The 22456-nt window shown below is 63.4% G+C and carries 22 protein-coding genes and 1 tRNA gene; 13 read left to right on the forward strand and 10 right to left on the reverse strand.

Annotated features, from left to right (window positions below):
- Positions 1–19 precede the first annotated feature (19 nt).
- Positions 20–109 (reverse strand) — tRNA-Ser (locus tag E8F11_RS20505).
- 127 nt (positions 110–236) lie between these two features.
- Here E8F11_RS20505 and E8F11_RS20510 point away from each other — a divergent pair.
- From E8F11_RS20510 to E8F11_RS20540, 7 genes are all read left to right on the forward strand, one after another.
- The gene (locus tag E8F11_RS20510) at positions 237–905 is read left to right on the forward strand and encodes a Bax inhibitor-1/YccA family protein (RefSeq protein WP_280290707.1); all 669 of its coding nucleotides are present in this window, start codon (positions 237–239) and stop codon (positions 903–905) included.
- Between the two features lie 113 nt (positions 906–1018).
- Positions 1019–1411 (forward strand): sulfurtransferase complex subunit TusD, encoded by a 393-nt coding sequence (tusD, locus tag E8F11_RS20515; protein WP_280290708.1) that lies wholly within the window; start codon positions 1019–1021, stop codon positions 1409–1411.
- 1 nt (position 1412) lies between these two features.
- A complete protein-coding gene (gene tusC, locus E8F11_RS20520; RefSeq protein WP_280290709.1) occupies positions 1413–1769 on the forward strand; it encodes a sulfurtransferase complex subunit TusC in 357 nt (118 codons plus the stop codon).
- On the forward strand, positions 1769–2071 hold the full coding sequence (gene tusB, locus E8F11_RS20525; protein ID WP_280290710.1) for a sulfurtransferase complex subunit TusB: 303 nt from the start codon (positions 1769–1771) through the stop codon (positions 2069–2071). The genes tusC and tusB overlap by 1 nt, the downstream gene beginning before the upstream one ends.
- The gene (locus tag E8F11_RS20530) at positions 2068–2403 is read left to right on the forward strand and encodes a TusE/DsrC/DsvC family sulfur relay protein (protein ID WP_280290711.1); all 336 of its coding nucleotides are present in this window, start codon (positions 2068–2070) and stop codon (positions 2401–2403) included. The genes tusB and E8F11_RS20530 overlap by 4 nt, the downstream gene beginning before the upstream one ends.
- Entirely contained in the window at positions 2400–3383 is a 984-nt protein-coding gene (locus tag E8F11_RS20535; RefSeq protein WP_280290712.1) for a glycosyl transferase family protein, read from the forward strand. The genes E8F11_RS20530 and E8F11_RS20535 overlap by 4 nt, the downstream gene beginning before the upstream one ends.
- An 85-nt stretch (positions 3384–3468) precedes the next feature.
- Positions 3469–4482, forward strand: coding sequence for a glutathione S-transferase family protein (locus E8F11_RS20540; RefSeq protein ID WP_280290713.1), 1014 nt, complete (start codon positions 3469–3471; stop codon positions 4480–4482).
- Here the strand turns inward: E8F11_RS20540 and cysG are convergent.
- From cysG to ftsK, 6 genes are all read right to left on the reverse strand, one after another.
- Positions 4467–5861, reverse strand: coding sequence for a siroheme synthase CysG (cysG, locus tag E8F11_RS20545; RefSeq protein ID WP_280290714.1), 1395 nt, complete (start codon positions 5859–5861; stop codon positions 4467–4469). The genes E8F11_RS20540 and cysG overlap by 16 nt on opposite strands.
- A gap of 117 nt (positions 5862–5978) precedes the next feature.
- Entirely contained in the window at positions 5979–7259 is a 1281-nt protein-coding gene (gene serS / locus E8F11_RS20550; RefSeq protein WP_280290715.1) for a serine--tRNA ligase, read from the reverse strand.
- A 16-nt stretch (positions 7260–7275) separates the two neighbouring features.
- Positions 7276–7650, reverse strand: a complete 375-nt coding sequence (gene crcB / locus E8F11_RS20555) for a fluoride efflux transporter CrcB (protein ID WP_280290716.1) — start codon at positions 7648–7650, stop codon at positions 7276–7278.
- Positions 7647–8972 (reverse strand): replication-associated recombination protein A, encoded by a 1326-nt coding sequence (locus tag E8F11_RS20560; protein WP_280290717.1) that lies wholly within the window; start codon positions 8970–8972, stop codon positions 7647–7649. The genes crcB and E8F11_RS20560 overlap by 4 nt, the downstream gene beginning before the upstream one ends.
- 12 nt (positions 8973–8984) lie before the next feature.
- On the reverse strand, positions 8985–9611 hold the full coding sequence (gene lolA, locus E8F11_RS20565) for an outer membrane lipoprotein chaperone LolA (protein ID WP_280290718.1): 627 nt from the start codon (positions 9609–9611) through the stop codon (positions 8985–8987).
- A 29-nt stretch (positions 9612–9640) separates the two neighbouring features.
- Positions 9641–12052, reverse strand: coding sequence for a DNA translocase FtsK (gene ftsK, locus E8F11_RS20570; protein ID WP_280290719.1), 2412 nt, complete (start codon positions 12050–12052; stop codon positions 9641–9643).
- Between the two features lie 267 nt (positions 12053–12319).
- Here ftsK and trxB point away from each other — a divergent pair, with 267 nt between their 5' ends.
- The 4 genes from trxB to infA all read left to right on the forward strand — a co-directional run bounded on the left by trxB (position 12320) and on the right by infA (position 15073).
- Positions 12320–13270, forward strand: coding sequence for a thioredoxin-disulfide reductase (trxB, locus tag E8F11_RS20575; RefSeq protein WP_280290720.1), 951 nt, complete (start codon positions 12320–12322; stop codon positions 13268–13270).
- 39 nt (positions 13271–13309) lie between these two features.
- Entirely contained in the window at positions 13310–13990 is a 681-nt protein-coding gene (gene aat / locus E8F11_RS20580; protein ID WP_280290721.1) for a leucyl/phenylalanyl-tRNA--protein transferase, read from the forward strand.
- 55 nt (positions 13991–14045) lie between these two features.
- Positions 14046–14753 (forward strand): arginyltransferase, encoded by a 708-nt coding sequence (locus E8F11_RS20585; RefSeq protein ID WP_280290722.1) that lies wholly within the window; start codon positions 14046–14048, stop codon positions 14751–14753.
- Between the two features lie 101 nt (positions 14754–14854).
- Positions 14855–15073 carry a translation initiation factor IF-1 gene (infA, locus tag E8F11_RS20590; RefSeq protein ID WP_016492441.1) on the forward strand — a complete coding sequence of 73 codons (219 nt, stop codon included), beginning with the start codon at positions 14855–14857 and terminating at the stop codon, positions 15071–15073.
- Between the two features lie 54 nt (positions 15074–15127).
- Here the strand turns inward: infA and clpA are convergent, their stop codons facing one another.
- Positions 15128–17398, reverse strand: coding sequence for an ATP-dependent Clp protease ATP-binding subunit ClpA (gene clpA, locus E8F11_RS20595; RefSeq protein ID WP_280290723.1), 2271 nt, complete (start codon positions 17396–17398; stop codon positions 15128–15130).
- 28 nt (positions 17399–17426) lie between these two features.
- The gene (gene clpS / locus E8F11_RS20600) at positions 17427–17789 is read right to left on the reverse strand and encodes an ATP-dependent Clp protease adapter ClpS (RefSeq protein ID WP_069086497.1); all 363 of its coding nucleotides are present in this window, start codon (positions 17787–17789) and stop codon (positions 17427–17429) included.
- 230 nt (positions 17790–18019) lie between these two features.
- Here clpS and cspD point away from each other — a divergent pair, with 230 nt between their 5' ends.
- Positions 18020–18283 (forward strand): cold shock domain-containing protein CspD, encoded by a 264-nt coding sequence (gene cspD / locus E8F11_RS20605; RefSeq protein WP_280290724.1) that lies wholly within the window; start codon positions 18020–18022, stop codon positions 18281–18283.
- A 66-nt stretch (positions 18284–18349) separates the two neighbouring features.
- On the opposite strand, the gene icd is transcribed toward cspD, so the two are convergent.
- Positions 18350–19606, reverse strand: a complete 1257-nt coding sequence (gene icd / locus E8F11_RS20610) for an NADP-dependent isocitrate dehydrogenase (protein ID WP_280290725.1) — start codon at positions 19604–19606, stop codon at positions 18350–18352.
- 351 nt (positions 19607–19957) lie between these two features.
- Between icd and E8F11_RS20615 the strand changes: the two genes are divergently transcribed.
- The gene (locus E8F11_RS20615; RefSeq protein ID WP_280290727.1) at positions 19958–22186 is read left to right on the forward strand and encodes an NADP-dependent isocitrate dehydrogenase; all 2229 of its coding nucleotides are present in this window, start codon (positions 19958–19960) and stop codon (positions 22184–22186) included.
- Positions 22187–22456: the final 270 nt, after the last annotated feature.

Consider the following 22456-nt stretch of genomic DNA (forward strand, 5'->3'; position numbering starts at 1 on the left):
GGGCTTTCAGCTATAAAGATGGCGGAGGCGGTGAGATTCGAACTCACGGAAGGGTCTCCCCTTCGGCGGTTTTCAAGACCGCTGCCTTAAACCACTCGGCCACACCTCCGCTTGCGCGGGGCGCCATACTACCGGAACGCAACACGCTGTCAAACTCTTGCAATTGGCGCTTTCAAGCCCTCTGTTATGATCCAGAACTGACCAAGGTCACGGAATCAACTTTCGGGAGTGTCGCGATGAACGAACAGAACTATGCCCTCAACCCTGCACAGGCCGAGCAGCTGGAAGTCAGCCGCGTCCTGCGCAATACGTACGGGCTGCTGGCCCTGACACTTGCGTTCAGCGGCCTGGTCGCCTATTTCGCCCAGCAGATGCGCGTGCCCTACCCCAGCATCTTCGTGGTGCTGATCGGTTTCTACGGGCTGTTCTTCCTGACGGTGAAGCTGCGTGACTCCGCCTGGGGCCTGGTCTCCACCTTCGCCCTCACCGGCTTCATGGGCTACACCCTGGGCCCGATCCTCAACATGTACCTCGGCATGCCCAATGGCGGCGAAGTGGTCAGCTCGGCTTTCGCCATGACCGCCTTGGTGTTCTTCGGCCTGTCCGCGTACGTGCTGACCACCCGCAAGGACATGAGCTTCCTCGGCGGCTTCATCACCGCAGGCTTCTTCGTCCTGATCGGCGCCATGCTCGCCAGCATCTTCTTCAACATCAGCGGCCTGCAGCTGGCGATCAGCGCGGGCTTCGTGATCTTCTCGTCGGTCTGCATCCTCTTCCAGACCAGCGCCATCATCCATGGCGGCGAGCGCAACTACATCATGGCCACCATCAGCCTCTACGTGTCCATCTACAACCTGTTCATCAGCCTGCTACAGCTGTTTGGCGTTTTCAGCAGCGACGACTGATCGCCTGCCTCCTCGGACTAGCCCGCTTCGGCGGGCTTTTTTCTGCGCGCGGGCGGGCAAAAGAACGCGTCTGGCCGTATCATTCCAGCTGTTTTCCATTCGCCCGAGCGACCATGAAATTCGCCATCGCCCTGTTCGCCCCGCCCCATGCGCCCTCCTCCCGGCGCGCCCTGCGCTTTGCCGAGGCCTGCCTGGCCGGCGGGCATGAGATAGCCCGCCTGTTCTTCTACCAGGACGGGGTACACAGTGCCTCCGCCAATGTCGTAGCCCCTCAGGACGAACCGAACCTCTCCGCGGAATGGAGCGCCTTCGTTCGCGAACACCAGCTCGATGGCGTCGTCTGCATCGCCGCAGCGTTGCGCCGTGGCGTGCTTAATGCCGAGGAAGCGCAGCGTTACTCACGGCCGGCAGCCAACCTGGCGGATGGCTGGGAGCTGTCCGGCCTGGGGCAACTGCACGAGGCCGCGCAGATGGCCGATCGCCTGGTCTGCTTCGGAGGCAATTGATATGAAGTCCATGCTGATCATCAGCCGCCAGGCGCCCTGGACCGGGCCGAACGCCCGCGAGGCACTGGATATCGCGCTCGCCGGAGGCGCCTTCGACCTGCCCCTGGGGATGCTGTTCCTCGATGACGGGGTATTCCAGCTGGTCGCTGCCCAGCAGCCGGCAAACGTCCAGCAGAAGGATCTGACCGCCAACCTGCAGGCCCTGCCGCTGTTCGGCGTGGAGTCGCTGTACGCCTCGGCGCGCAGCCTGCAGGAGCGCGGCCTGGAATCCGCCCTCCTGAACCTGGCGGTGGAGGTCCTTGACGACAGCGCCCTGACCGCCCTAATCGACCGTTATGACCAGGTGCTCACCCTCTGATGGCCACCCTGCACATCCTTTCCCACTCCCCCTTCGCCGACAGCCGCCTCGGCAGTTGCCTTCGCCTGCTGGGACCGGGTGACGGCCTGCTGCTCAGCGGCGACGCCGTGTATGCACTGCAGCCCGGCAGCGTCGCCCGCCAGGCGCTGGAGTTGATGCCCGAGAGCATCGCCCTGCACGCCCTTGCGGAAGACCTCGAAGCCCGAGCCTTGCTCGACCGCCCGCATCGTTTGAATGCGGTGGACTACCCGGCCTTCGTCGAGCTCTGCTGCCACTACGACAAGGTGAACAGCTGGTTATGAGCGAATTGCTGATTGAAGGCCGCAGCATCCCGCTGGACAAGGACGGCTACCTCCGGGAGCTGGCCGACTGGTCCCCGGCCGTGGCCCACGCCCTGGCCGAGCGCGAAGAGCTGGAATTGCAACCGGAGCACTGGGAGATCCTCGATCTGCTGCGCGGCTTCTACGCCGAATTCCAGCTGTCCCCGGCCAACCGCCCGCTGGTCAAGTACGTGGCGCAGAAGCTAGGCCCGGACAAGGGCAACAGCCTGCACCTCAACCGCCTGTTCAAGGGCGCGCCCGCCAAGCTTGCCGCCAAGCTCGCCGGCCTGCCCAAGCCGACCAATTGCCTATGAACCTCATAACACCTCCGGAACACCCCTTCGCCCAGTTCGTCCGCATGCTCGGCAAAGGCAAGCGCGGCGCCCGCAACATGACTCGCGAGGAAGCCCGCGACGCCATGGGCATGCTTCTCGATGGCCAAGTGGAAGACACCCAGCTGGGTGCCTTTCTCATGCTGCTGCGGCACAAGGAAGAAAACGCCGAGGAACTGGCTGGCTTCACCGAAGCCTTCCGCCAGCGCAACCAGGCACCGGAAATCGCCGTCGACCTCGACTGGCCGAGCTACGCAGGCAAGAAGCGCCACCTGCCCTGGTACCTGCTCGCCGCCAAGGCCCTGGCCGACAGCGGCCTGCGCATCCTCCTGCATGGTGGCGGCGCCCACACCGCCGGGCGGCTCTACAGCGAGCAGCTCCTGGAGCTGCTGGACATCCCCCTCTGCCAGGACTGGCAACAGGTGGCCCAGGCCCTGGAGGAGCGCCAACTGGCGTTCATCCCCCTCGGAGCCTGGGCACCACAGCTGCAGCGGATGATCGACCTGCGCAACACCCTTGGTTTGCGCTCCCCCATTCATTCCCTGGCACGCATCCTCAACCCACTGGGCGCACGTTGCGGCCTGCAAAGCATCTTCCATCCTGGCTACCAGGGCGTGCACCGGGAGGCCAGCCAACTGCTCGGCGATCACGCCATCGTGATCAAGGGCGAAGGTGGCGAGATCGAGGTCAATCCCGATGGCACCTGCCACCTCTACGGCACCACGGATGGCCAGGCCTGGGACGAGGAATGGCCGGCGCTTTCCGCCCTGCGCCACGTGAAACCGGAAAGTCTGGATGCCAGCCAGCTGGTGGCCGTCTGGCGCGGCGAAACGGAGGATGACTATGGCCAGTTGGCCATCCACTCGACCATGGCCTTGGCCCTTCACGGCCTTGGCATGGCGCGCGAGCAGGCCTTCGAAGAGGCCCGGCGCCTTTGGGATGCGCGCAAGCTATCGACCTGACCGATAAGTAGGTGCACCTATTTGCGCTTTTCTATCGATCAGCAGCCGATAGACTGGAAACCGAACTCGACTTCGGAGACAGACGATGGGCCTGCTGATCGATGGTAAATGGCATGACAAGTGGTATGACACGGCCAAGGACGGGCGCTTCCAGCGCGAAAGCGCGCGGCGACGCAACTGGATTACCGTCGACGGCGTACCCGGCCCATCGGGCATAGGCGGCTTTCCCGCCCAAGCCGGCCGCTATCACCTCTATGTTTCCCTGGCCTGCCCCTGGGCGCACCGCACCCTGATTTTCCGCAAGCTGAAAGGCCTGGAATCGCTGATCGATGTATCGGTGGTGAGCTGGCTGATGCTGGAACAGGGCTGGACCTTCGACCCGCAGCATGGCTCCACCGGCGACAAGCTGGACGGGCTGGAGTACCTGCACCAGCGCTACACCCTGGACAGCTCCGACTACAGCGGGCGGGTCACAGTGCCGATGCTCTGGGACAAACAGACCGGCAGCATCGTCAGCAACGAATCCGCCGAGATCATCCGGATGTTTAACAGCGCTTTCGATCGCCTCACCGGCAACCACCTGGATTTCTATCCGGAGCCGCTGCGGGCGGAGATCGATGCACTCAACGAACGCATCTACCCGGCGATCAACAACGGTGTCTACCGCGCCGGCTTCGCCACCACCCAGGATGCCTACGAGGAAGCCTTCCATACCCTGTTCGACGAACTCGACAGACTGGATGCCCTGCTGGAGACGCGCCGCTACCTGGCCGGCGAACGGATCACCGAAGCGGACTGGCGCCTGTTTACCACCCTGATCCGTTTCGACGCGGTGTACCACGGCCACTTCAAGTGCAACCTGCGCCGTTTGGCCGACTACCCGAACCTCTCAGGCTGGCTGCATGAGTTGTACCAGTGGCCGGGCGTGGCCGAGACGGTGAACTTCACCCATATCAAGCACCACTACTACGCCAGCCATCGCACCATCAACCCCACGGGCGTGGTGCCGCTGGGCCCGGAACAGGACTTCAGCCGAGCCCACGGCCGTGGGCATCTGACGGCCCTGCCCGTAGCGCAAAAGGATCAGACGCCGGCCTGACCGCCTTCGAACCAGGCGAGCTTCTCGCGCAGGGTCACCACCTCGCCCACTATCACCAGGGTCGGTGCGTGGACTTCGTGCTCCGCTACCAGCTGCGGCAGGTCGGCCAGGGTGCCGGTGAATACCCGCTGGCGGCTAGTGGTACCTTGCTGGACAAGGGCAGCCGGTGTATCGGCGGCACGGCCATGCTTGATCAGCTGCTCGCAGATCAGCGGCAGCCCCACCAGGCCCATATAGAACACCAGGGTCTGGCCCGGGGCCGTCAGGTCGCCCCAGGGCAAGTCGCAGCTACCGTCCTTCAGGTGACCGGTGACGAAGCGCACTGACTGGGCGTAGTCGCGATGGGTCAGCGGGATTCCGGCATAGGCGGCGCAGCCCGAGGCCGCGGTGATGCCGGGCACCACCTGAAAGGGAATGCCGTTGGCCGCCAGTTCCTCGATCTCCTCGCCGCCACGCCCGAAGATGAAAGGGTCGCCGCCCTTCAGGCGCAGCACGCGCTTGCCCAGCTTGGCCTGTTCGATCAGCAGGCGGTTGATTTCATCCTGGGGCACGGCATGGTCGGCGCGGCGCTTGCCGACGTAGATGCGCTCCGCATCGCGACGGCACAGCTCGATGATCGGCGCCGCTACGAGACGGTCGTATAGCACCACGTCGGCCTGCTGCATCAGGCGCAGCGCGCGGAAGGTCAGCAGGTCCGGGTCACCCGGGCCAGCGCCCACCAGATAGACCTCGCCCAGTGCCTTGGGCGCGCCACCAGCCACCCGCTCGGCCAACAGGCGCTCGGCTTCGGCACCCTGCCCCGCCAACATGCGTTCGGCGACCGGACCCTGGAAGACTTCCTCCCAGAACACCCGACGCTGCTGCACGTCGGGCAACAAGGTCTTCACCTGGTCGCGGAATTTCTTCGCCAGGCCAGCTAGCTGGCCATAGGCAGAGGGAATCCAGGTTTCGATCTTGGCACGGATCAGGCGCGCCAGGACCGGCGCATCGCCGGCGCTGGAAACCGCCACGATCAACGGCGAACGATCGACGATCGCGGGAAAGATCACACTGCAGAGTTTCGGCGCATCCACGACGTTGACGGGAACACCGCAGGCCTGTGCCTGGGCCGAAACCTGGGCATTCAGCGCCTGGTCGTCGCTGGCGGCAATGGCCAGCACACAGCCATCCAGGTCCGCATCCAGATAGCCACGCTGGCGAGCCTCGCCACCACCCTGCTCGACCATCTCCAGCAGCTGTTCCTCGACCCGCGGCGCCACCACCCGCAATCGAGCCCCGGCATCGGCCAGCAGGCGCGCCTTGCGCAAGGCGACTTCGCCACCACCGACCACGAGCACCTGGCGCCCTTGAAGATTGTGGAACAGCGGGAGGTAATCCATAGAAGCGCCTTCTTGCATTGACGGTTGAGATATTGCTGAAACGGTCACCGCCCGCGTGCAGCCGAGCTGCTACGCGGGCGGTGGGACTTTCCGTTGCGCCTGCAGTGGGTCGGGCGATCAGCCGATGACTTCAATACCACCCATGTAGGGCTTGAGTACCTCGGGCACGCGAATGCTGCCGTCGGCCTGCTGATAGTTCTCCAGCACGGCGACCAGGGTCCGACCAACGGCCAGGCCGGAGCCGTTCAGGGTGTGCACCAGCTCCGGCTTGCCGGTTTCCGGATTGCGGTAGCGCGCCTGCATGCGGCGGGCCTGGAAGTCGCCGCAGTTGGAGCAGGAGGAAATCTCGCGGTACTTGTCCTGGCTCGGCACCCAGACTTCCAGGTCGTAGGTCTTGGTGGCGGAAAAGCCCATGTCGCCGGTGCACAGGGCCAGCACGCGGTAAGGCAGCTCCAGCAGCTGCAGCACGCGCTCGGCGTTTCCGGTCATGCTCTCCAGGGCCTCGAAGGACTTCGACGGTTCGACGATCTGCACCATCTCCACCTTGTCGAACTGGTGCTGGCGGATCATGCCGCGGGTGTCACGGCCGGAGGCGCCGGCTTCACTGCGGAAGCAGGGGGTGTGAGCGACGAACTTCAGCGGCAGCTGCTTGGCCTCGAGGATCTCGCCGGACACGATATTGGTCAGGGACACCTCGGCGGTCGGGATCAGGTAGAAGTCGGCCTCGTTCTCGCGGGAGATCTTGAACAGGTCTTCCTCGAACTTCGGCAGCTGGCCGGTGCCCTGCAGGGCCGGAGCCTGCACCAGATACGGCGTATAGGCCTCTTCGTAGCCGTGGTCGGTGACGTGCAGGTTGATCATGAACTGCGCCAGGGCGCGATGCAGGCGGGCGATGGGGCCGCGCAGCAGGGCGAAACGGGCGCCGGACAGCTTGGCCGCGGTTTCGAAGTCCAGCCAGCCATACTGCTCGCCAAGGGCCACATGGTCCTTGATTTCGAATTCGAAGCTGCGCGGAGTGCCCCAGCGGCGCACTTCGACGTTGTGATCTTCGTCATCGCCTACCGGCACGGATTCGTGCGGCAGGTTGGGGATGTTCAACAGCAGGTTGTCCAGCTCGACCTGGATGCTTTCCAGCTCGCGCTTGCCCTCCTCCAGCTCGGACCCCATGCGGTCGACGTCGGCCAGCAGGGGGGCGATATCCTCGCCGCGCTGCTTGGCCTGGCCGATGGCCTTGGAACGGGTGTTGCGCTCGGCCTGCAGCTGTTCGGTGCGGGTCTGCACGGACTTGCGCTGGTTCTCCAGCGCTTCCAGGCGCGCTACGTCCAGTTCAAAGCCACGGGTGGCGAGGCGTTCCGCGATTTCCCGGGTCTGGGTGCGGACCAGTTTGGCATCGAGCATGTCAGGTTCTCGTCTCTCAGATTTTCGTCAGTATCAGGCCGGCCCAGGTGGCGAGCAGGCCGCCCAGCACGCTCAGCGCCCCATAGCCCAGGGCCGTTGGCAACTGGCCGCTTTCCAGCAGGCGCAGCGTGTCGAGGGAAAAGGATGAAAAAGTCGTCAGGCCACCCAGGAAGCCGACCATCAGGCCGGAGCGGATTTCCACCGGCACTTCGGGTCGCAGCAGGAACAGTCCATAGAGGTAGCCGATCAGCAGGCAACCGACGACGTTGACCGCAAGGGTACCGGCGTAGAAGTAGCGTGGCCAGTGGGCAGCGATGAGATTGCCGGTGGCAAAGCGCAGCAGGGTGCCCGCCACGCCACCGGCGGAGACCGCCAGGATCAGTCCGATCACGGCTTTCTCCGCTGCCAGGAACTGCTGCGATCCAGGTTCTTCAGGTGCTGCAGCTTGTCGCGGATCTTCAGCTCCAGGCCGCGCGGCACCGGCTGGTAGTACTGGCGCGGCTCAAGTTGCTCGGGGAAGTAGTCCTCGCCCGCCGCATAGGCATCCGGCTCGTCATGGGCATAGCGGTATTCCTCGCCATAGCCCAGTTGCTTCATCAGCTTGGTCGGCGCATTGCGCAGGTGCAGGGGCACCTCCAGCGAACCGTTCTCGGCGACATCGCGCATCGCCGCCTTGAACGCCATGTAGACGGCGTTGCTCTTCGGCGCGCAGGCCAGGTAGACCACGGCCTGGGCCACCGCCAGCTCGCCCTCCGGGCTGCCGAGGCGTTCCTGCACGTCCCAGGCCGACAGGCACAGGCTGAGTGCGCGCGGATCGGCGTTACCGATATCCTCGCTGGCCATGCGCACCACCCGGCGAGCAAGGTAGAGGGGGTCGCAGCCGCCGTCGATCATGCGCGCGTACCAGTAGAGGGCCGCATCCGGGTCGGAGCCGCGCACCGACTTGTGCAGGGCGGAAATCTGGTCGTAGAAGGCTTCCCCGCCCTTGTCGAAGCGGCGACGGCTGTCGCCCAGCAGGTTCTGCAGCAGTTCGACGCCGATCTCGCCACCGTCCTCGGCCAGGTCGGAAGCGTTTTCCAAGAGGTTGAGCAGGCGTCGGCCATCGCCGTCCGCCGCCGCCATCAGGATGGCGAAACTCTCGTCCGGCAGGCGCAATTCGCGCTTGCCCAGACCCTTGTCCTCGTTCAGCGCACGCGCCACCAGCTTGCGTAGCGCCGCTTCGTCAAGGCTCTTCAGCACATAGACGCGGGCACGGGACAGCAGCGCGTTGTTGAGCTCGAAGGACGGGTTCTCGGTAGTGGCACCGATGAAGATCAGCGTGCCGTCTTCCACATAGGGCAGGAAGGCGTCCTGCTGGGACTTGTTGAAGCGGTGCACTTCGTCGACGAAGAGTATGGTGCGCCGGCCATACTGGGCCGCCTGCTGCTTGGCCATCTCCACCGACTGGCGAATCTCCTTGACCCCGGACAACACGGCGGAAATGGTCTCGAAGTGGGCATCGGTAACCTGGGCCAGCAGCTTGGCCAGGGTGGTCTTGCCCACCCCGGGCGGGCCCCAGAAGATCATCGAGTGCAGCGCGCCCTGCTCCAGGGCTTCACGCAGTGGCTTGCCCGGGGCCAGGAGGTGTTCCTGGCCCACGTACTCGTCCAGGCTGGTGGCGCGAAGGCGCGCCGCCAGGGGTTGGGCGATGGGTTCGGAGCGGAACAGGTCCATGGGCGTTACGGCTTATTCCTGGATGACGTCGGCGCCTTCCGGGACCTTGAAGTTGAACTGCGCGGTGTCTATCGCCTGGTTCATCTTGATCCCGAGGAAGAGGATGTTGGTGCGCTGGCCAACGCTGTCGATCAGCTGCATGTCGTTGATCACGCCGTTGCGGAACGACAGGCGCAGGGTGTCGAACAGCGTGTCCTTGGCCTTGGGCTTGAGGATGAAGTCCACGACGTCGCCGCCTTCCTTGTGGCTGATCTCGAAGTTCTCGCTGATCTTCGAAACATCACCGGAGAGCAACAGCGCCGGGGTATGGGTCAGGCGCTGGTCCAGGGTCTGGATGGTCACCTGCTGCAAGTCCGGGTCATAGAGCCAGACCTTCTCGCCATTGGAGACCAGCAGCTGCTCCATCGGCGCATCGGTGTGCCAGCGGAACAGGCCCGGGCGCTTCAGCGACAGTTCACCGGAGGTTTCCTGCAATTGGGTGCCGGAACCGTCCAGGGTCAGTTGGGAGAAGCGGCCTGTAATGGTCTGCGCCTTGTTCAGCATTTCGGTCAGGCGGCCGACGGCCACCTTGTCGTCAGCCTGGACCTGCAGGGCGGCCAAGCCCAGGACCGCTACCATCAGCATGCGGATCAGTCGCATGGAAATCCTCGTCAAGAATCCGTTTCGGATCAGTCTCGCACCGGTGCCGGCGCGATCACTTCGCGCGACCCGTTGCCGTTCATGGAGCTAACCACCCCAGCCATTTCCATCGCTTCGATCATGCGCGCGGCGCGGTTGTAGCCGATCTTCAGCTTGCGCTGCACAGCAGAAATCGAAGCGCGGCGGCTTTCGACGACGAAACGCACGGCCTCGTCGTAGAGCGGGTCGTCCTCGCTGCCTTCGCCACTGCCATCGCCACCTTCGCCGCCACCGGAGAAACCGCCACCGCCCTCGTCTGCACCGGCCAGGATGTCTTCGATGTAGTCCGGGGCGCCGCGCAGCTTCCAGGCTTCGACCACACGGTGCACTTCTTCGTCTGAAACGAAGGCGCCGTGGACGCGGATCGGCAAACCGGTACCCGGCGGCAGGTAGAGCATGTCGCCGTGGCCCAGCAGCTGCTCGGCACCACCCTGGTCGAGGATGGTGCGCGAGTCGATCTTGCTGGAAACCTGGAAGGCCATACGCGTCGGGATGTTGGCCTTGATCAGGCCGGTGATCACGTCCACCGAGGGGCGCTGGGTAGCGAGGATCAGATGGATACCGGCGGCACGGGCCTTCTGGGCGATCCGCGCAATCAGCTCTTCGACCTTCTTGCCGACGATCATCATCATGTCGGCGAATTCGTCGACCACCACCACGATCGTCGGCAGGGTCTTCAGCAGCGGCGCCTCGTCTTCCATGCTTTCGCGGCGGTAGAGCGGATCGGTCAGCGGGGTGCCCGCCTCTTCCGCGTCCTTCACCTTGCGGTTGAACCCCGCCAGGTTGCGCACGCCCATGGCGGCCATCAGCTTGTAGCGCCGCTCCATCTCCGCAACGCTCCAGCGCAGGGCGTTGGCGGCCTCCTTCATGTCGGTGACCACCGGGCAGAGCAGGTGCGGAATGCCTTCGTAGATGGATAGTTCCAGCATCTTCGGGTCGATCATGATCATCCGCGCCTGCTCGGGCGTGGACTTGAACAGGATCGACAGGATCATGGCGTTCACACCCACCGACTTACCGGAGCCAGTGGTACCGGCCACCAGCAGGTGGGGCATCTTGGCCAGGTCGGTGATGATCGGCTTGCCGCCGATGTCATGGCCCAGGGCCAGGGTGACGGGCGACTTGGCCTCGTCGTACTCGGACGAAGCCAGCACCTCGGAGAAGCGCACCATCTGGCGGTCCTCGTTGGGAATCTCGATGCCGACCGTGGTCTTGCCGGGGATGACTTCCACCACCCGCACGCTGATCACCGCGAGGGAGCGCGCCAGGTCCTTGGCCAGGTTGGAAATACGGCTGACCTTGACGCCGGCGGCCGGCTGGATTTCGAAGCGGGTAATCACCGGCCCCGGATGGACCGACTCGACTATCACTTCGACGCCGAATTCCTTCAGCTTGATTTCCAGCAGGCGCGACATGGCCTCCAGGGATTCCGGGGAGAAGCTCTTCTGCTTCTTCTCGGCCACGTCGAGGATGGAAATGGGCGGCAGGGTACCTTCGATGGCGGTATCGACGAACAGCGGCGCCTGCTTTTCCTTCTGCACTCGCTTGCTCGGCTCGGCGGCTTTCGGCGGCGGAGGCGGCGCGATGACCGGCGCCGGGCGCTTCTCGCGCTCGGTCATGTGCTTGGTCAGGGATTCCTCGCGCTCGATGAGGCGCTCCTTGACCTTGGCCTGTTCGCGACGATCGGAAACCACGGGCGCGGCGACCTCGTTGACGCGGACATCCACCTCGCGCAGCTTGGCCACCAGTTGCTTGCGCTCCTGGCGCGCGCTCCACCAGCGGTTCACGGCGCTCTGGATCAATTCGAAGAGATCGAGGGTAATCTTGCCGGTCAGGTCCATGACCTTGAACCAGGACAGGTCGGTAAACACCGTCAAGCCGAACAGGAACAGTGCGAAGAACAGCAAGGTGCTGCCCTGCACATTGAGTGCGTTGACCGCCAGGTGGCTGAGGCTCTCGCCCAGGGCGCCACCCGCCGAGGCCGGCAGCCCGACCTGGTCCTGGAAGTGGATATCGGCCAGCGCGGCGCCGGACAGCACCAGGAACACCAGGCCGATCAGCCTCCAGGAGAACAGCCAGCCGCTCCAGTCGATGGGTTCGTGGCGATGGCGGAAGACCTGCAGGGTCTTGATCGCCAGGAGCAGCGGAAAGACGTAGGCGAAATAGCCCAGGGCCATGAACAGGATGTCGGCGAACCAGGCACCGAGCCGGCCGGCCGCGTTCTGCACCTGCTCGACGTTGCTGGTGTGGGTCCAGCCCGGATCGGAGGAGTCGTAGGTGAGCAGTGCCATCCACAAGTAGAGGCAGATTGCCCCCAGCGCGATCAACGCACCTTCCTTGAGGCGATAATGCAATTGCTGGCGCCAGACGGGTGTCTGGGCTCTGGTCGTGGAATTCTTCAAAACGCGTCTTTTCCTGCGCCCCGGGCGCGTTCAAGAGTCGGTCGAGGGCGGATTTCCGCCCGGCGATATGCCATCAACGGGGTCCGGCCCATTCAGAACGATGCCCATTGTACGGGTTTGCCCGCGCGATGCCACGCAGGGATGGATTGTCGCGGCTGCGTTTTGGCGCTGTCTCGCGCTTCGGTGTAGCATAGCCGGCAACGATTTGCGTGATGCTCAATTGGAGCATGCATTCTCTTTTGTGACAAAGACTTATGGGGCCTTTTTATGAGCGAAGTCAAGCATTCCCGATTGATCGTCCTGGGCTCCGGCCCGGCGGGTTACACCGCGGCCGTCTATGCCGCCCGCGCCAACCTCAAACCCGTGATCATCACCGGCATCCAGCCGGGCGGCCAACTCACTACCACCACCGAAGTGGACAACTGGCCCGGTGACGTCGAAGGCCTGACCGGCCCGGCCCTGATGGAGCGCATGCAGAAGCACGCCGAGCGCTTCGACACCGAGATTGTCTACGACCACATCCACACTGCCGAGTTGCAGAAGCGCCCCTTCATCCTCAAGGGTGACAGCGGCACCTACAGCTGCGACGCGCTGATCATCTCCACCGGAGCCTCCGCCCAGTACCTCGGCCTGCCGTCCGAGGAAGCATTCGCCGGCAAGGGCGTTTCCGCCTGCGCCACCTGCGACGGCTTCTTCTACCGCAACCAGGTGGTCTGCGTGATCGGTGGCGGCAACACCGCGGTCGAGGAAGCGCTGTACCTGGCCAACATTGCCAAGGAAGTGCACCTGATCCACCGCCGCGACAAGCTGCGCTCCGAGAAGATCCTTCAGGACAAGCTGTTCGAGAAGGCCGCCAACGGCAACATCCGCCTGCACTGGAACCACACCCTGGACGAAGTCCTGGGCGACAATACCGGCGTGACCGGCGTGCGCCTGAAGAGCACTGCCGACGGCAGCACCAAGGAACTGTCCCTGGCCGGCGTCTTCATCGCCATCGGCCACAAGCCCAACACCGACCTGTTCCAGGGCCAACTGGAAATGCGCGACGGCTACCTGATCGTCCAGGGCGGCCTTGAAGGCAACGCCACTGCCACCAGCACCGTGGGTGTATTCGCCGCCGGCGACGTGGCCGACCATGTCTACCGCCAGGCCATCACCTCGGCCGGCTCGGGCTGCATGGCCGCGCTGGACGCCGAGAAGTACCTCGACGACAACTGACAGGCACGGCGGGCCCTCCGGCCCGCCCTCCCCTCCTCCATGCTTACCTGGCTGCGGCGCGACTCCCTCGCCTTCCCCCCACTCGAACGCGCCCTGCGCGAACCCAACGGCCTGCTCGCCGCTGGCGGCGACCTGTCGGCGGAACGCCTGATCCAGGCGTATAGACACGGCTGCTTCCCCTGGTACCAGGACGGCCAGCCGATCCTCTGGTGGTCCCCCGACCCGCGCAACGTCCTGCCACCCCAGGAAGTCCATATCTCCCGCAGCCTTGCCAAACTGCTGCGCCAGGGACGCTTCCGGGTGACCTTCGACCAGGCCTTCCCGGCGGTCCTCGAGGGCTGCGCCGGCCCGCGCAACTACACCGACGGCACCTGGATCACGACCGCCATGCAAGCGGCCTATACCGAGCTGCACCGCCGCGGCGTCGCCCATTCGGTGGAAGTCTGGAAGGATGACGAACTGGTTGGTGGCCTCTATGGAATCGCCATCGGCCGGATGTTCTTCGGCGAATCCATGTTCAGCCGCGCCGACAACGCCTCCAAGGTCGGTTTCGCCACCCTCGCGCAACGTCTGCACCAATGGGGTTTCGTACTGATCGACTGCCAGATGCCCACCCAGCACCTGCAAAGCTTTGGCGCCAGAACCATTAGCCGGGAGAAGTTTTCCCGCTATCTGCAGCTCTATCTCGACCAGCCGAACAACGCAGACTGGATCGCCTAGGCGAGCCCCCGCAGGCTGACATACACTTGCTGAAGGGTTCTCCCGGGGGTTGATCATGACCGAGCTGGCTCGCCTCAAGTTTTATGCCACTCAACCGCATCCATGCAGCTACCTGCCCGAGGAGCAGGCCACCACCCTGTTCCTCGACCCCAGCCAGCCGATGGACGTGGAAGTCTATGCCGAATTGTCGGAGATGGGCTTCCGTCGCAGTGGCGACCACCTCTACCGCCCGCACTGCCAGCGCTGCAACGCTTGTGTACCGGCACGCATTCCAGCCGACCAGTTCATCCCAAACCGCCAGCAGAAGCGCATTCTCAAGCGCAATGCCGACCTCAACGTGGTTGCCGTGCGCCCCTCCTTCACCGAGGAGTATTACGCGCTCTACGTCCGCTACATCGAGCAGCGCCATGCCGATGGCGACATGTATCCACCCAGCCGCGATCAGTTCGCCACCTTCCTGGTGCGCGACCTGCCCTTCTCCCGCTTCTACGAGTTCCGCCTGCACGGCGAACTGAAGGCAGTGGCGGTGACCGACGTCCTGCCCAACGGCCTTTCTGCGGTCTACACCTTCTACGACCCCAGCGAGGAGAAGCGCAGCCTCGGCCGTTACGCGATCCTCTGGCAGATCGGCGAAACCGCCCGTCTGGGGCTGCAGGCCGTCTATCTCGGCTACTGGATCAAGAACTGCAGGAAGATGAATTACAAGACCCAGTACCGCCCGATCGAGCTCTTCGTCAACCAGCGTTGGGTGACGCTCAGCTGAAGCCCCTTGGCGAACAGCGCTGTTTTCGGGCACAATGCACGCCGTTTTTGCCCGCCGCCAATGCGGCAGGGCCCATCTCTGAATACCGAGGGCTTTACTGCATGTCGAAAGAAGACAGCTTCGAAATGGAAGGCACTGTCATCGACACCCTGCCCAACACCATGTTCCGTGTGGAGTTGGAAAATGGGCACGTCGTCACCGCGCACATTTCCGGCAAGATGCGCAAAAACTACATCCGCATCCTCACCGGCGATAAAGTTCGCGTCGAGCTGACGCCGTACGATCTGAGCAAGGGCCGCATCACCTACCGCGCCCGCTGATCGGATAGTCACAAAAAAGCCCGGCATCAAGCCGGGCTTTTTTGTGGATGGCCTTCAGGCCATCTCTGCAGTGGTTTCGAACTCGAAGCTGAGCTCCCCGTCCTTGACGTCGACGTGCACCAAGCCACCGTGCTCGGCCAGCTCCCCGAACAGGATCTCTTCGGCCAGCGGCCGCTTGATCTTGTCCTGGATCAGGCGAGCCATGGGACGCGCGCCCATCTGCGCATCGTAGCCGCGCTCGGCGAGCCAACCACGCGCCTCGTCGTCGACCACCAGCTGCACACGCTTGTCTTCCAGCTGCGCCTGCAGTTCGGTGAGGAACTTGTCCACCACGCTCTTGATCACTTCGTGGCTCAGGCGGCCGAACTGGATGATGGTATCCAGGCGATTGCGGAATTCCGGCGTGAAGCTCTTGCGGATGACTTCCATGGCGTCCGAAGAGTGGTCCTGCAGGGTGAAGCCGATGGAGGCCCGCGCTGCGGTCTCCGCGCCGGCGTTGGTGGTCATGACCAGGATCACGTTGCGGAAGTCCGCCTTGCGGCCGTTGTTGTCGGTCAGGGTGCCATGGTCCATGACCTGCAGCAGCAGGTTGAAGACTTCCGGGTGCGCCTTCTCGATCTCGTCCAGCAGCAGCACGCAGTGTGGCTGCTTGGTGATGGCCTCGGTCAGCAGGCCACCCTGGTCGAACCCGACATAGCCCGGTGGCGCTCCGATCAGGCGCGAGACGGTATGCCGCTCCATGTACTCGGACATGTCGAAGCGAACCAGTTCGATGCCCAGAGCCTTCGCCAACTGGCGTGCCACTTCGGTCTTGCCGACGCCCGTGGGACCAGCGAAGAGGAAGGAGCCCACCGGCTTGTCCGGCGACTTCAGGCCGGCGCGGGACAGCTTGATGGCCGTGGACAGGGAATCGATGGCCGCATCCTGGCCAAACACCGTCAGCTTCAGATCGCGCTCCAGGTTACGCAGGAGTTCCTTGTCCGAACTGGTGACGTGCCTTGGCGGAATCCGCGCGATCTTGGCGACTATGTCCTCGACCTGGGCCACCTCGATGCGCTTGGCCCGCTTCTCTTCGGGCTGCAGGCGCTGATAGGCACCCGCCTCGTCGATCACGTCGATGGCCTTGTCAGGCATATGCCGATCGTTGATGTAGCGCGCTGCCAGCTCCGCTGCGGCACGCAAGGCCTCATCGCTGTACTCGATATGGTGGTGCTGCTCGAAGCGCGCCTTGAGCCCCCTGAGGATGCCCACGGTGTCCTCGACGGATGGTTCGGTGACATCGACCTTCTGGAAGCGTCGAGCGAGAGCCCGATCCTTCTCGAAGATGCCGCGGAACTCCTGGAAGGTGGTGGAGCCGATGCAGCGGATCTCGCCGGACGACAGCAGGGGCTTGAGCAGGTTGGATGCATCCATCACGCCGCCCGAGGCAGCCCCGGCACCGATGATGGTGTGGATCTCGTCGATGAAGAGGATGGCATGGGGGCGCTTGCGCAGCTCGTTGAGCAGCGCCTTGAAGCGCTTCTCGAAGTCGCCGCGGTACTTGGTACCCGCCAGCAGCGCACCGAGGTCCAGGGAATAGACCACGCTGTCAGCCAATAGGTCAGGCACCTGGTTGTCGACGATACGCTTGGCCAGGCCTTCGGCGATGGCGGTCTTGCCGACGCCGGCCTCGCCCACCAGCAACGGGTTGTTCTTGCGGCGACGGGCCAGGATCTGCGCGACGCGCTCGACCTCGAGCTCACGACCGACCAGCGGATCGATACGCCCCAGGCGAGCCAGTTCGTTCAGGTTGCTGGCGTAGGCGTCCAGGGGATGGCCGGAGGCGGCGGCTTCCCCGCCCTCCTCGTCCTGCATCTCCTGGTCGTGATCGTGCTGCTCTCCATGCCCCGGCACCTTGGAGATGCCGTGGGCGATGTAGTTGACCACGTCGATGCGGGCCACGCTCTGCTGTTTCAGCAGGAACACGGCCTGGCTTTCCTGCTCGCTGAAGATAGCCACCAGCACATTGGCACCGGTCACTTCACGCTTGCCGGAACTCTGCACGTGGAACACTGCGCGCTGCAGGACGCGCTGGAAGCCCAGCGTCGGCTGGGTTTCACGATCCTCGTCGTGCTGAGGAATCAGCGGAGTGGTGGAATCGATGAACTCCTGCAGATCATGCCGCAGCTTGTCCATATTCGCGCCACATGCACGCAGCACAGTGGCGGCAGCTTCGTTATCCAGAAGGGCGAGCAACAAGTGCTCGACCGTCATGAACTCGTGGCGCTTGGCACGGGCCTCCTTGAAGGCAAGATTGAGGGTGACTTCGAGCTCGCGGTTCAACATGGCTTCACCTCATACCCAAGCGGCGGCGTTAACCGTCCTTCTCGATCTCACAGAGCAGCGGATGCTGGCTCTCTCTCGCATATTGATTGACCTGCATGGCCTTGGTTTCGGCAATATCGCGAGTGAACACGCCGCAAACCGCCCGACCCTCCGTATGCACAGTCAGCATGATCTTGGTGGCGAGTTCCCGGTTCAAGCCGAAGAACACTTCGAGCACCTCGACCACAAAATCCATTGGGGTGTAGTCATCGTTAAACATCACCACCTTATACATCGGTGGTGCCTGCAGGGCCGGCTTGGCCTCTTGCACCGCCAGGCCGGTGGAGTCGTCCTCATGATGCTGCGGACCGTCCTGATTGAATGTTAGTCGAATCTGGCTGCTTGCATGCATGCTGGAAATAAAGGTCATGAGTGAATGGAAAACGGCCGCTGTAAAGACTTTGATCCGCTTCTCAGGCGATGCGGGTGGCGCCTTGACTAACGGCAAAACGGTGTTACAACCAGTGGATACCCGTCTTCGGGTATCAGGGGTTCCACGCGCGTGGCTAAAGTGGCCGCAGGAGCGTGGAGTCGAAGTGGATGATACTCCAGTGATGGAGTCCTTTGCAGAGGGATATCAGCATGCTTAGCGGTAAGGTCAAGTGGTTCAACAACGCCAAAGGCTATGGATTCATCCTTGCCGAAGGCCGAGATGAGGACCTGTTCGCCCACTATTCGGCCATCCAGATGGACGGCTACAAGACGCTAAAGGCTGGACAGCCGGTAAGCTTCGATATCATCCAGGGCCCGAAAGGGCTGCATGCCGTGAATATTCGCGCCGTCACGGCCACCACCGAAGCGCCTGCCTCCATCAGCCAACCCCAGGGCAGCACGGTAGAAATTTGAGCCCCTGATATTCGGGCACAAAAAAGGCCGGTCATATGACCGGCCTTTTCGTATGCGCCGTCAGGCTCACATGTGAGCGATGGTGGCGTCGCCGAACTCGGAGCAGGACAGCAGCTTGGCGCCTTCCATCAAACGCTCGAAGTCGTAGGTCACGGTCTTCGCAGCGATGGCACCATTGGTGCCCTTGATGATCAGGTCGGCCGCTTCGGTCCAGCCCATGTGGCGCAGCATCATCTCGGCGGAGAGGATGACCGAACCCGGGTTCACCTTGTCCTGGCCAGCGTACTTCGGCGCGGTGCCGTGGGTCGCTTCGAACATGGCGATGGTGTCGGACAGGTTCGCGCCGGGCGCGATGCCGATACCACCCACTTCAGCCGCCAGGGCGTCCGACAGGTAGTCACCATTCAGGTTCAGGGTGGCGATCACGTCGTACTCGGCCGGACGCAGCAGGATCTGCTGCAGCATGGCGTCGGCGATGGCGTCTTTCACCACGATGTTCTTGCCGGTGTTCGGGTTCTTGAATTGCATCCACGGGCCGCCATCCAGCAGCTCGGCGCCAAACTCGTCACGCGCGACTTCGTAACCCCACTCCTTGAAGGCACCCTCGGTGAACTTCATGATGTTGCCCTTGTGGACGATGGTCACGGAGCTGCGATCGTTGTCCACGGCGTACTGCAGGGCCTTGCGCACCAGACGCTTGGTGCCTTCCAGGGAAACCGGCTTGATGCCGATGCCGCAGTTCTCGGTGAAGCGGATCTTCTTGACGCCCATTTCCTCGGTGAGGAATTTGATGACCTTCTCGGCCTCTGGGGAGCCAGCTTTCCACTCGACACCGGCGTAGATGTCTTCGGAGTTCTCGCGGAAGATCACCATGTCGACGTCGCCGGGCTTCTTCACCGGGCTGGGCACGCCCTCGAACCAGCGCACCGGACGCTGGCAAACGTACAGGTCCAGCTCCTGGCGCAGGGCGACGTTCAGGGAGCGGATGCCGCCACCGACCGGCGTGGTCAGCGGGCCTTTGATGGAAACGACGTAATCGCGAACGGCTTCCAGGGTTTCTTTCGGCAGCCAGGTGTCCTGATCGTAGACCTGGGTGGCTTTCTCACCGGCAAAGACCTCCATCCAGGAGATCTTGCGAGCACCGCCGTAAGCCTTGGCAACGGCGGCATCCACCACCTTGATCATGACCGGGCTGATGTCGACGCCGATGCCGTCGCCCTCGATGAAGGGGATGATCGGGTTATTCGGTACGTTCAGGGACATATCTGCATTGACGGTGATTTTGTCACCGACTGCCGGCACCTGGATCTTTTGGTATCCCATGCTGAGCTCCGTTTTGTGGTTGAACCCTATTGCAGCGCGTCAGCGTACTCCAGTTGGGCGGTCATCGACCATATCTTCCTTAGTCGAAAACGAGTGTTCATCAGGCGGCGATTCAGAGTGATATACTGCGCGCCGTGACTTGACAGTCACCGGGGTCGAGCAGTCTGGGACCAGACTCACTGTCCTCGCAACGGCCAGGCCATCACCATGGCCCAGCCGTACAACGTTCTACTGGCGCTTCATTACCCCCGCGGCAATTCTCGGTTCAGCTCAACGTCGACATTGAGCGAATGCGTCTACAAGTGCGCTTCGAGACTCTGCGCGCCCAGAAAAGAAGAGAGTTAAACGTTAATGTCCAACCGTCCGAAGATTACCTATACCTTCACCGACGAAGCTCCTGCGCTCGCCACCTACTCGCTCCTCCCTATCGTCAAAGCCTTCGCCGCCTCGGCCGGCATCGATGTCGAAACCCGCGACATCTCTCTTGCAGGACGCATCCTGGCCTCCTTCGCTGACAAGCTCGCAGCAGACAAGCGCATCGAAGACGATCTGGCCTACCTGGCGGTCCTGGCCACCGCGCCGGACGCCAACATTGTCAAACTGCCGAACATCAGTGCCTCCGTGCCGCAGCTGAAAGGCGCCATCGCCGAACTGCAGGCCCTGGGCTACAACGTGCCGGACTTCCCGGAAGACCCGCAGTCCGAAGAAGACAAAGACACCCGCACCCGCTACGCCAAAGTGCTGGGCAGCGCCGTGAATCCGGTCCTGCGCGAAGGCAACTCCGACCGCCGCGCCCCGGCCGCCGTCAAGGCCTACGCCCGCAAGCACCCGCACTCCATGGGCAAGTGGAGCATGGCCTCCCGCTCCCACGCCGACTACATGCGCGGCGGCGACTTCTTCTCCAGCGAGCAGTCCATCACCATGGCCAAGGCCGGTGACGTGCGCATCGAGTTCGTCGGCAAGGACGGCAAGGTCGAAGTCAAGAAGCAGCTCGGCCTGCAGGACGGCGAAGTCCTCGACAGCATGTTCATGAGCTGCAACAAACTGCGCGCCTTCTTCGAGAAGACCCTGCAGGACTGCAAGGAAACCGGCGTGATGTGGTCCCTGCACGTCAAGGCGACCATGATGAAGGTCTCCCACCCGATCGTCTTCGGCCACGCGGTCAGCGTTTACTACAAGGACGTGTTCGACAAGTACGGCGAGCTGTTCAAGGAACTGGGCGTCAACCCGAACAACGGCATCAGCAGCGTCTATGACAAGATCAAGGCGCTGCCGGCCTCCCAGCAGGAAGAAATCCTCCACGACATCCACGAGGTGTACAGCCACCGTCCGGAAATGGCGATGGTCGACTCCGTGAAGGGCATCACCAACCTGCACATCCCGAGCGACGTGATCGTCGACGCCTCCATGCCGGCCATGATCCGCAACTCCGGCCAGATGTGGGGCAAGGACGGCAAGCAGAAAGACACCAAGGCGGTGATGCCGGAAAGCACCTACGCCCGCATCTACCAGGAGATGATCAACTTCTGCAAGACCAACGGCGCCTTCGACCCGACCACCATGGGCACCGTGCCGAACGTCGGCCTGATGGCGCAGAAGGCCGAAGAGTACGGCTCCCACGACAAGACCTTCGAAATGGACGCCGACGGCACCATGCGTGTGGTCCTGGCCGACGGCACCGTGCTGATGCAGCACGAAGTCGAAGCCGGCGACATCTGGCGCGCCTGCCAGACCAAGGACGCCCCGATCCGCGACTGGGTCAAGCTGGCCGTTACCCGCGCCCGTCAGTCCGACACCCCGGCCATCTTCTGGCTGGACCCGGAGCGCGCCCATGACCGCGAGCTGCGCAAGAAGGTCGAGCTGTACCTGCAGGATCACGACCTGACCGGCCTGGACATCAGCATCAAGGGCTACAACGAAGCCATCCGCACCAGCATGGAGCGCCAGCTCCGCGGCCAGGACACCATCTCGGTGACCGGCAACGTGCTGCGCGACTACCTGACCGACCTGTTCCCGATCATGGAGCTGGGCACCTCGGCCAAGATGCTGTCCATCGTTCCGCTGATGGCCGGCGGCGGCATGTACGAAACCGGCGCCGGCGGTTCGGCACCCAAGCACGTACAGCAGCTGGTCGAGGAAAACTACCTGCGCTGGGACTCCCTCGGCGAGTTCCTGGCCCTGGCCGTATCCCTGGAAGAAACCGGCATCAAGGCCGGCAACACCAAGGCCAAACTGCTGGGCAAGACCCTCGACGAAGCTACCGGCAAGCTGCTGGACAACAACAAGTCGCCGTCGCGCAAGGTCGGTGAAATCGACAACCGCGGCAGCCACTTCTACCTGGCGCTGTACTGGGCCCAGGCCCTCGCCGCCCAGGACGAGGACGCCGAGCTGAAGGCTCACTTCGCTCCGCTGGCCAAGACCCTGACCGAACAGGAAGCGACCATCGTCACCGAACTGAACGGCGTCCAGGGCAAGGCCGTGGACATCGGTGGCTACTACCGCTCCAATCCGGAGCTGACCAGCCAGGTAATGCGCCCCAGCGCCACCCTGAACGCTGCGATCGACGGACTGCTGGCTTAATCGCCACCGCGGAACCAAGGAAACCCCGGGCTTGCCCGGGGTTTCTTTTTGCTTTGTCTGCGTTAAGTGTTGCTAGAGCGTCCTGAGCCGAGCTGCTTATCGAGCGGGCTGCAAGTCCCTGTTTCGCCTCCCGGCGAGTCACTTCTTTCAAACGTCGGGATGCCGAACCACAAAGAAGTAACCAAGAACGCTCGCCCCTGCATCCGGCCCGACTTCGTCGGGTTCCCTCGCTCCATCATTGCTCCGGGGGCCCGGCGTGAGGGGCCATCC

It is taken from the genome of Pseudomonas sp. BN417, assembly GCF_029871205.1.
Lineage (GTDB): Bacteria > Pseudomonadota > Gammaproteobacteria > Pseudomonadales > Pseudomonadaceae > Metapseudomonas.

Bases quoted from the DNA above. Each gene is read 5' to 3' on its own strand.
- E8F11_RS20535 (WP_280290712.1), top strand. From the start codon at position 2,400: ATGAACCTCATAACACCTCCGGAACACCCCTTCGCCCAGTTCGTCCGC.
- clpS (WP_069086497.1), bottom strand. From the start codon at position 17,789: ATGCATGCAAGCAGCCAGATTCGACTAACATTCAATCAGGACGGTCCG.
- tusC (WP_280290709.1), top strand. From the start codon at position 1,413: ATGAAGTCCATGCTGATCATCAGCCGCCAGGCGCCCTGGACCGGGCCG.
- clpA (WP_280290723.1), bottom strand. From the start codon at position 17,398: ATGTTGAACCGCGAGCTCGAAGTCACCCTCAATCTTGCCTTCAAGGAG.
- E8F11_RS20585 (WP_280290722.1), top strand. From the start codon at position 14,046: ATGACCGAGCTGGCTCGCCTCAAGTTTTATGCCACTCAACCGCATCCA.
- cspD (WP_280290724.1), top strand. From the start codon at position 18,020: ATGCTTAGCGGTAAGGTCAAGTGGTTCAACAACGCCAAAGGCTATGGA.
- cysG (WP_280290714.1), bottom strand. From the start codon at position 5,861: ATGGATTACCTCCCGCTGTTCCACAATCTTCAAGGGCGCCAGGTGCTC.
- icd (WP_280290725.1), bottom strand. From the start codon at position 19,606: ATGGGATACCAAAAGATCCAGGTGCCGGCAGTCGGTGACAAAATCACC.
- E8F11_RS20615 (WP_280290727.1), top strand. From the start codon at position 19,958: ATGTCCAACCGTCCGAAGATTACCTATACCTTCACCGACGAAGCTCCT.
- E8F11_RS20510 (WP_280290707.1), top strand. From the start codon at position 237: ATGAACGAACAGAACTATGCCCTCAACCCTGCACAGGCCGAGCAGCTG.
- infA (WP_016492441.1), top strand. From the start codon at position 14,855: ATGTCGAAAGAAGACAGCTTCGAAATGGAAGGCACTGTCATCGACACC.
- aat (WP_280290721.1), top strand. From the start codon at position 13,310: ATGCTTACCTGGCTGCGGCGCGACTCCCTCGCCTTCCCCCCACTCGAA.
- tusD (WP_280290708.1), top strand. From the start codon at position 1,019: ATGAAATTCGCCATCGCCCTGTTCGCCCCGCCCCATGCGCCCTCCTCC.
- tusB (WP_280290710.1), top strand. From the start codon at position 1,769: ATGGCCACCCTGCACATCCTTTCCCACTCCCCCTTCGCCGACAGCCGC.
- E8F11_RS20530 (WP_280290711.1), top strand. From the start codon at position 2,068: ATGAGCGAATTGCTGATTGAAGGCCGCAGCATCCCGCTGGACAAGGAC.
- serS (WP_280290715.1), bottom strand. From the start codon at position 7,259: ATGCTCGATGCCAAACTGGTCCGCACCCAGACCCGGGAAATCGCGGAA.
- E8F11_RS20560 (WP_280290717.1), bottom strand. From the start codon at position 8,972: ATGGACCTGTTCCGCTCCGAACCCATCGCCCAACCCCTGGCGGCGCGC.
- trxB (WP_280290720.1), top strand. From the start codon at position 12,320: ATGAGCGAAGTCAAGCATTCCCGATTGATCGTCCTGGGCTCCGGCCCG.
- lolA (WP_280290718.1), bottom strand. From the start codon at position 9,611: ATGCGACTGATCCGCATGCTGATGGTAGCGGTCCTGGGCTTGGCCGCC.
- E8F11_RS20540 (WP_280290713.1), top strand. From the start codon at position 3,469: ATGGGCCTGCTGATCGATGGTAAATGGCATGACAAGTGGTATGACACG.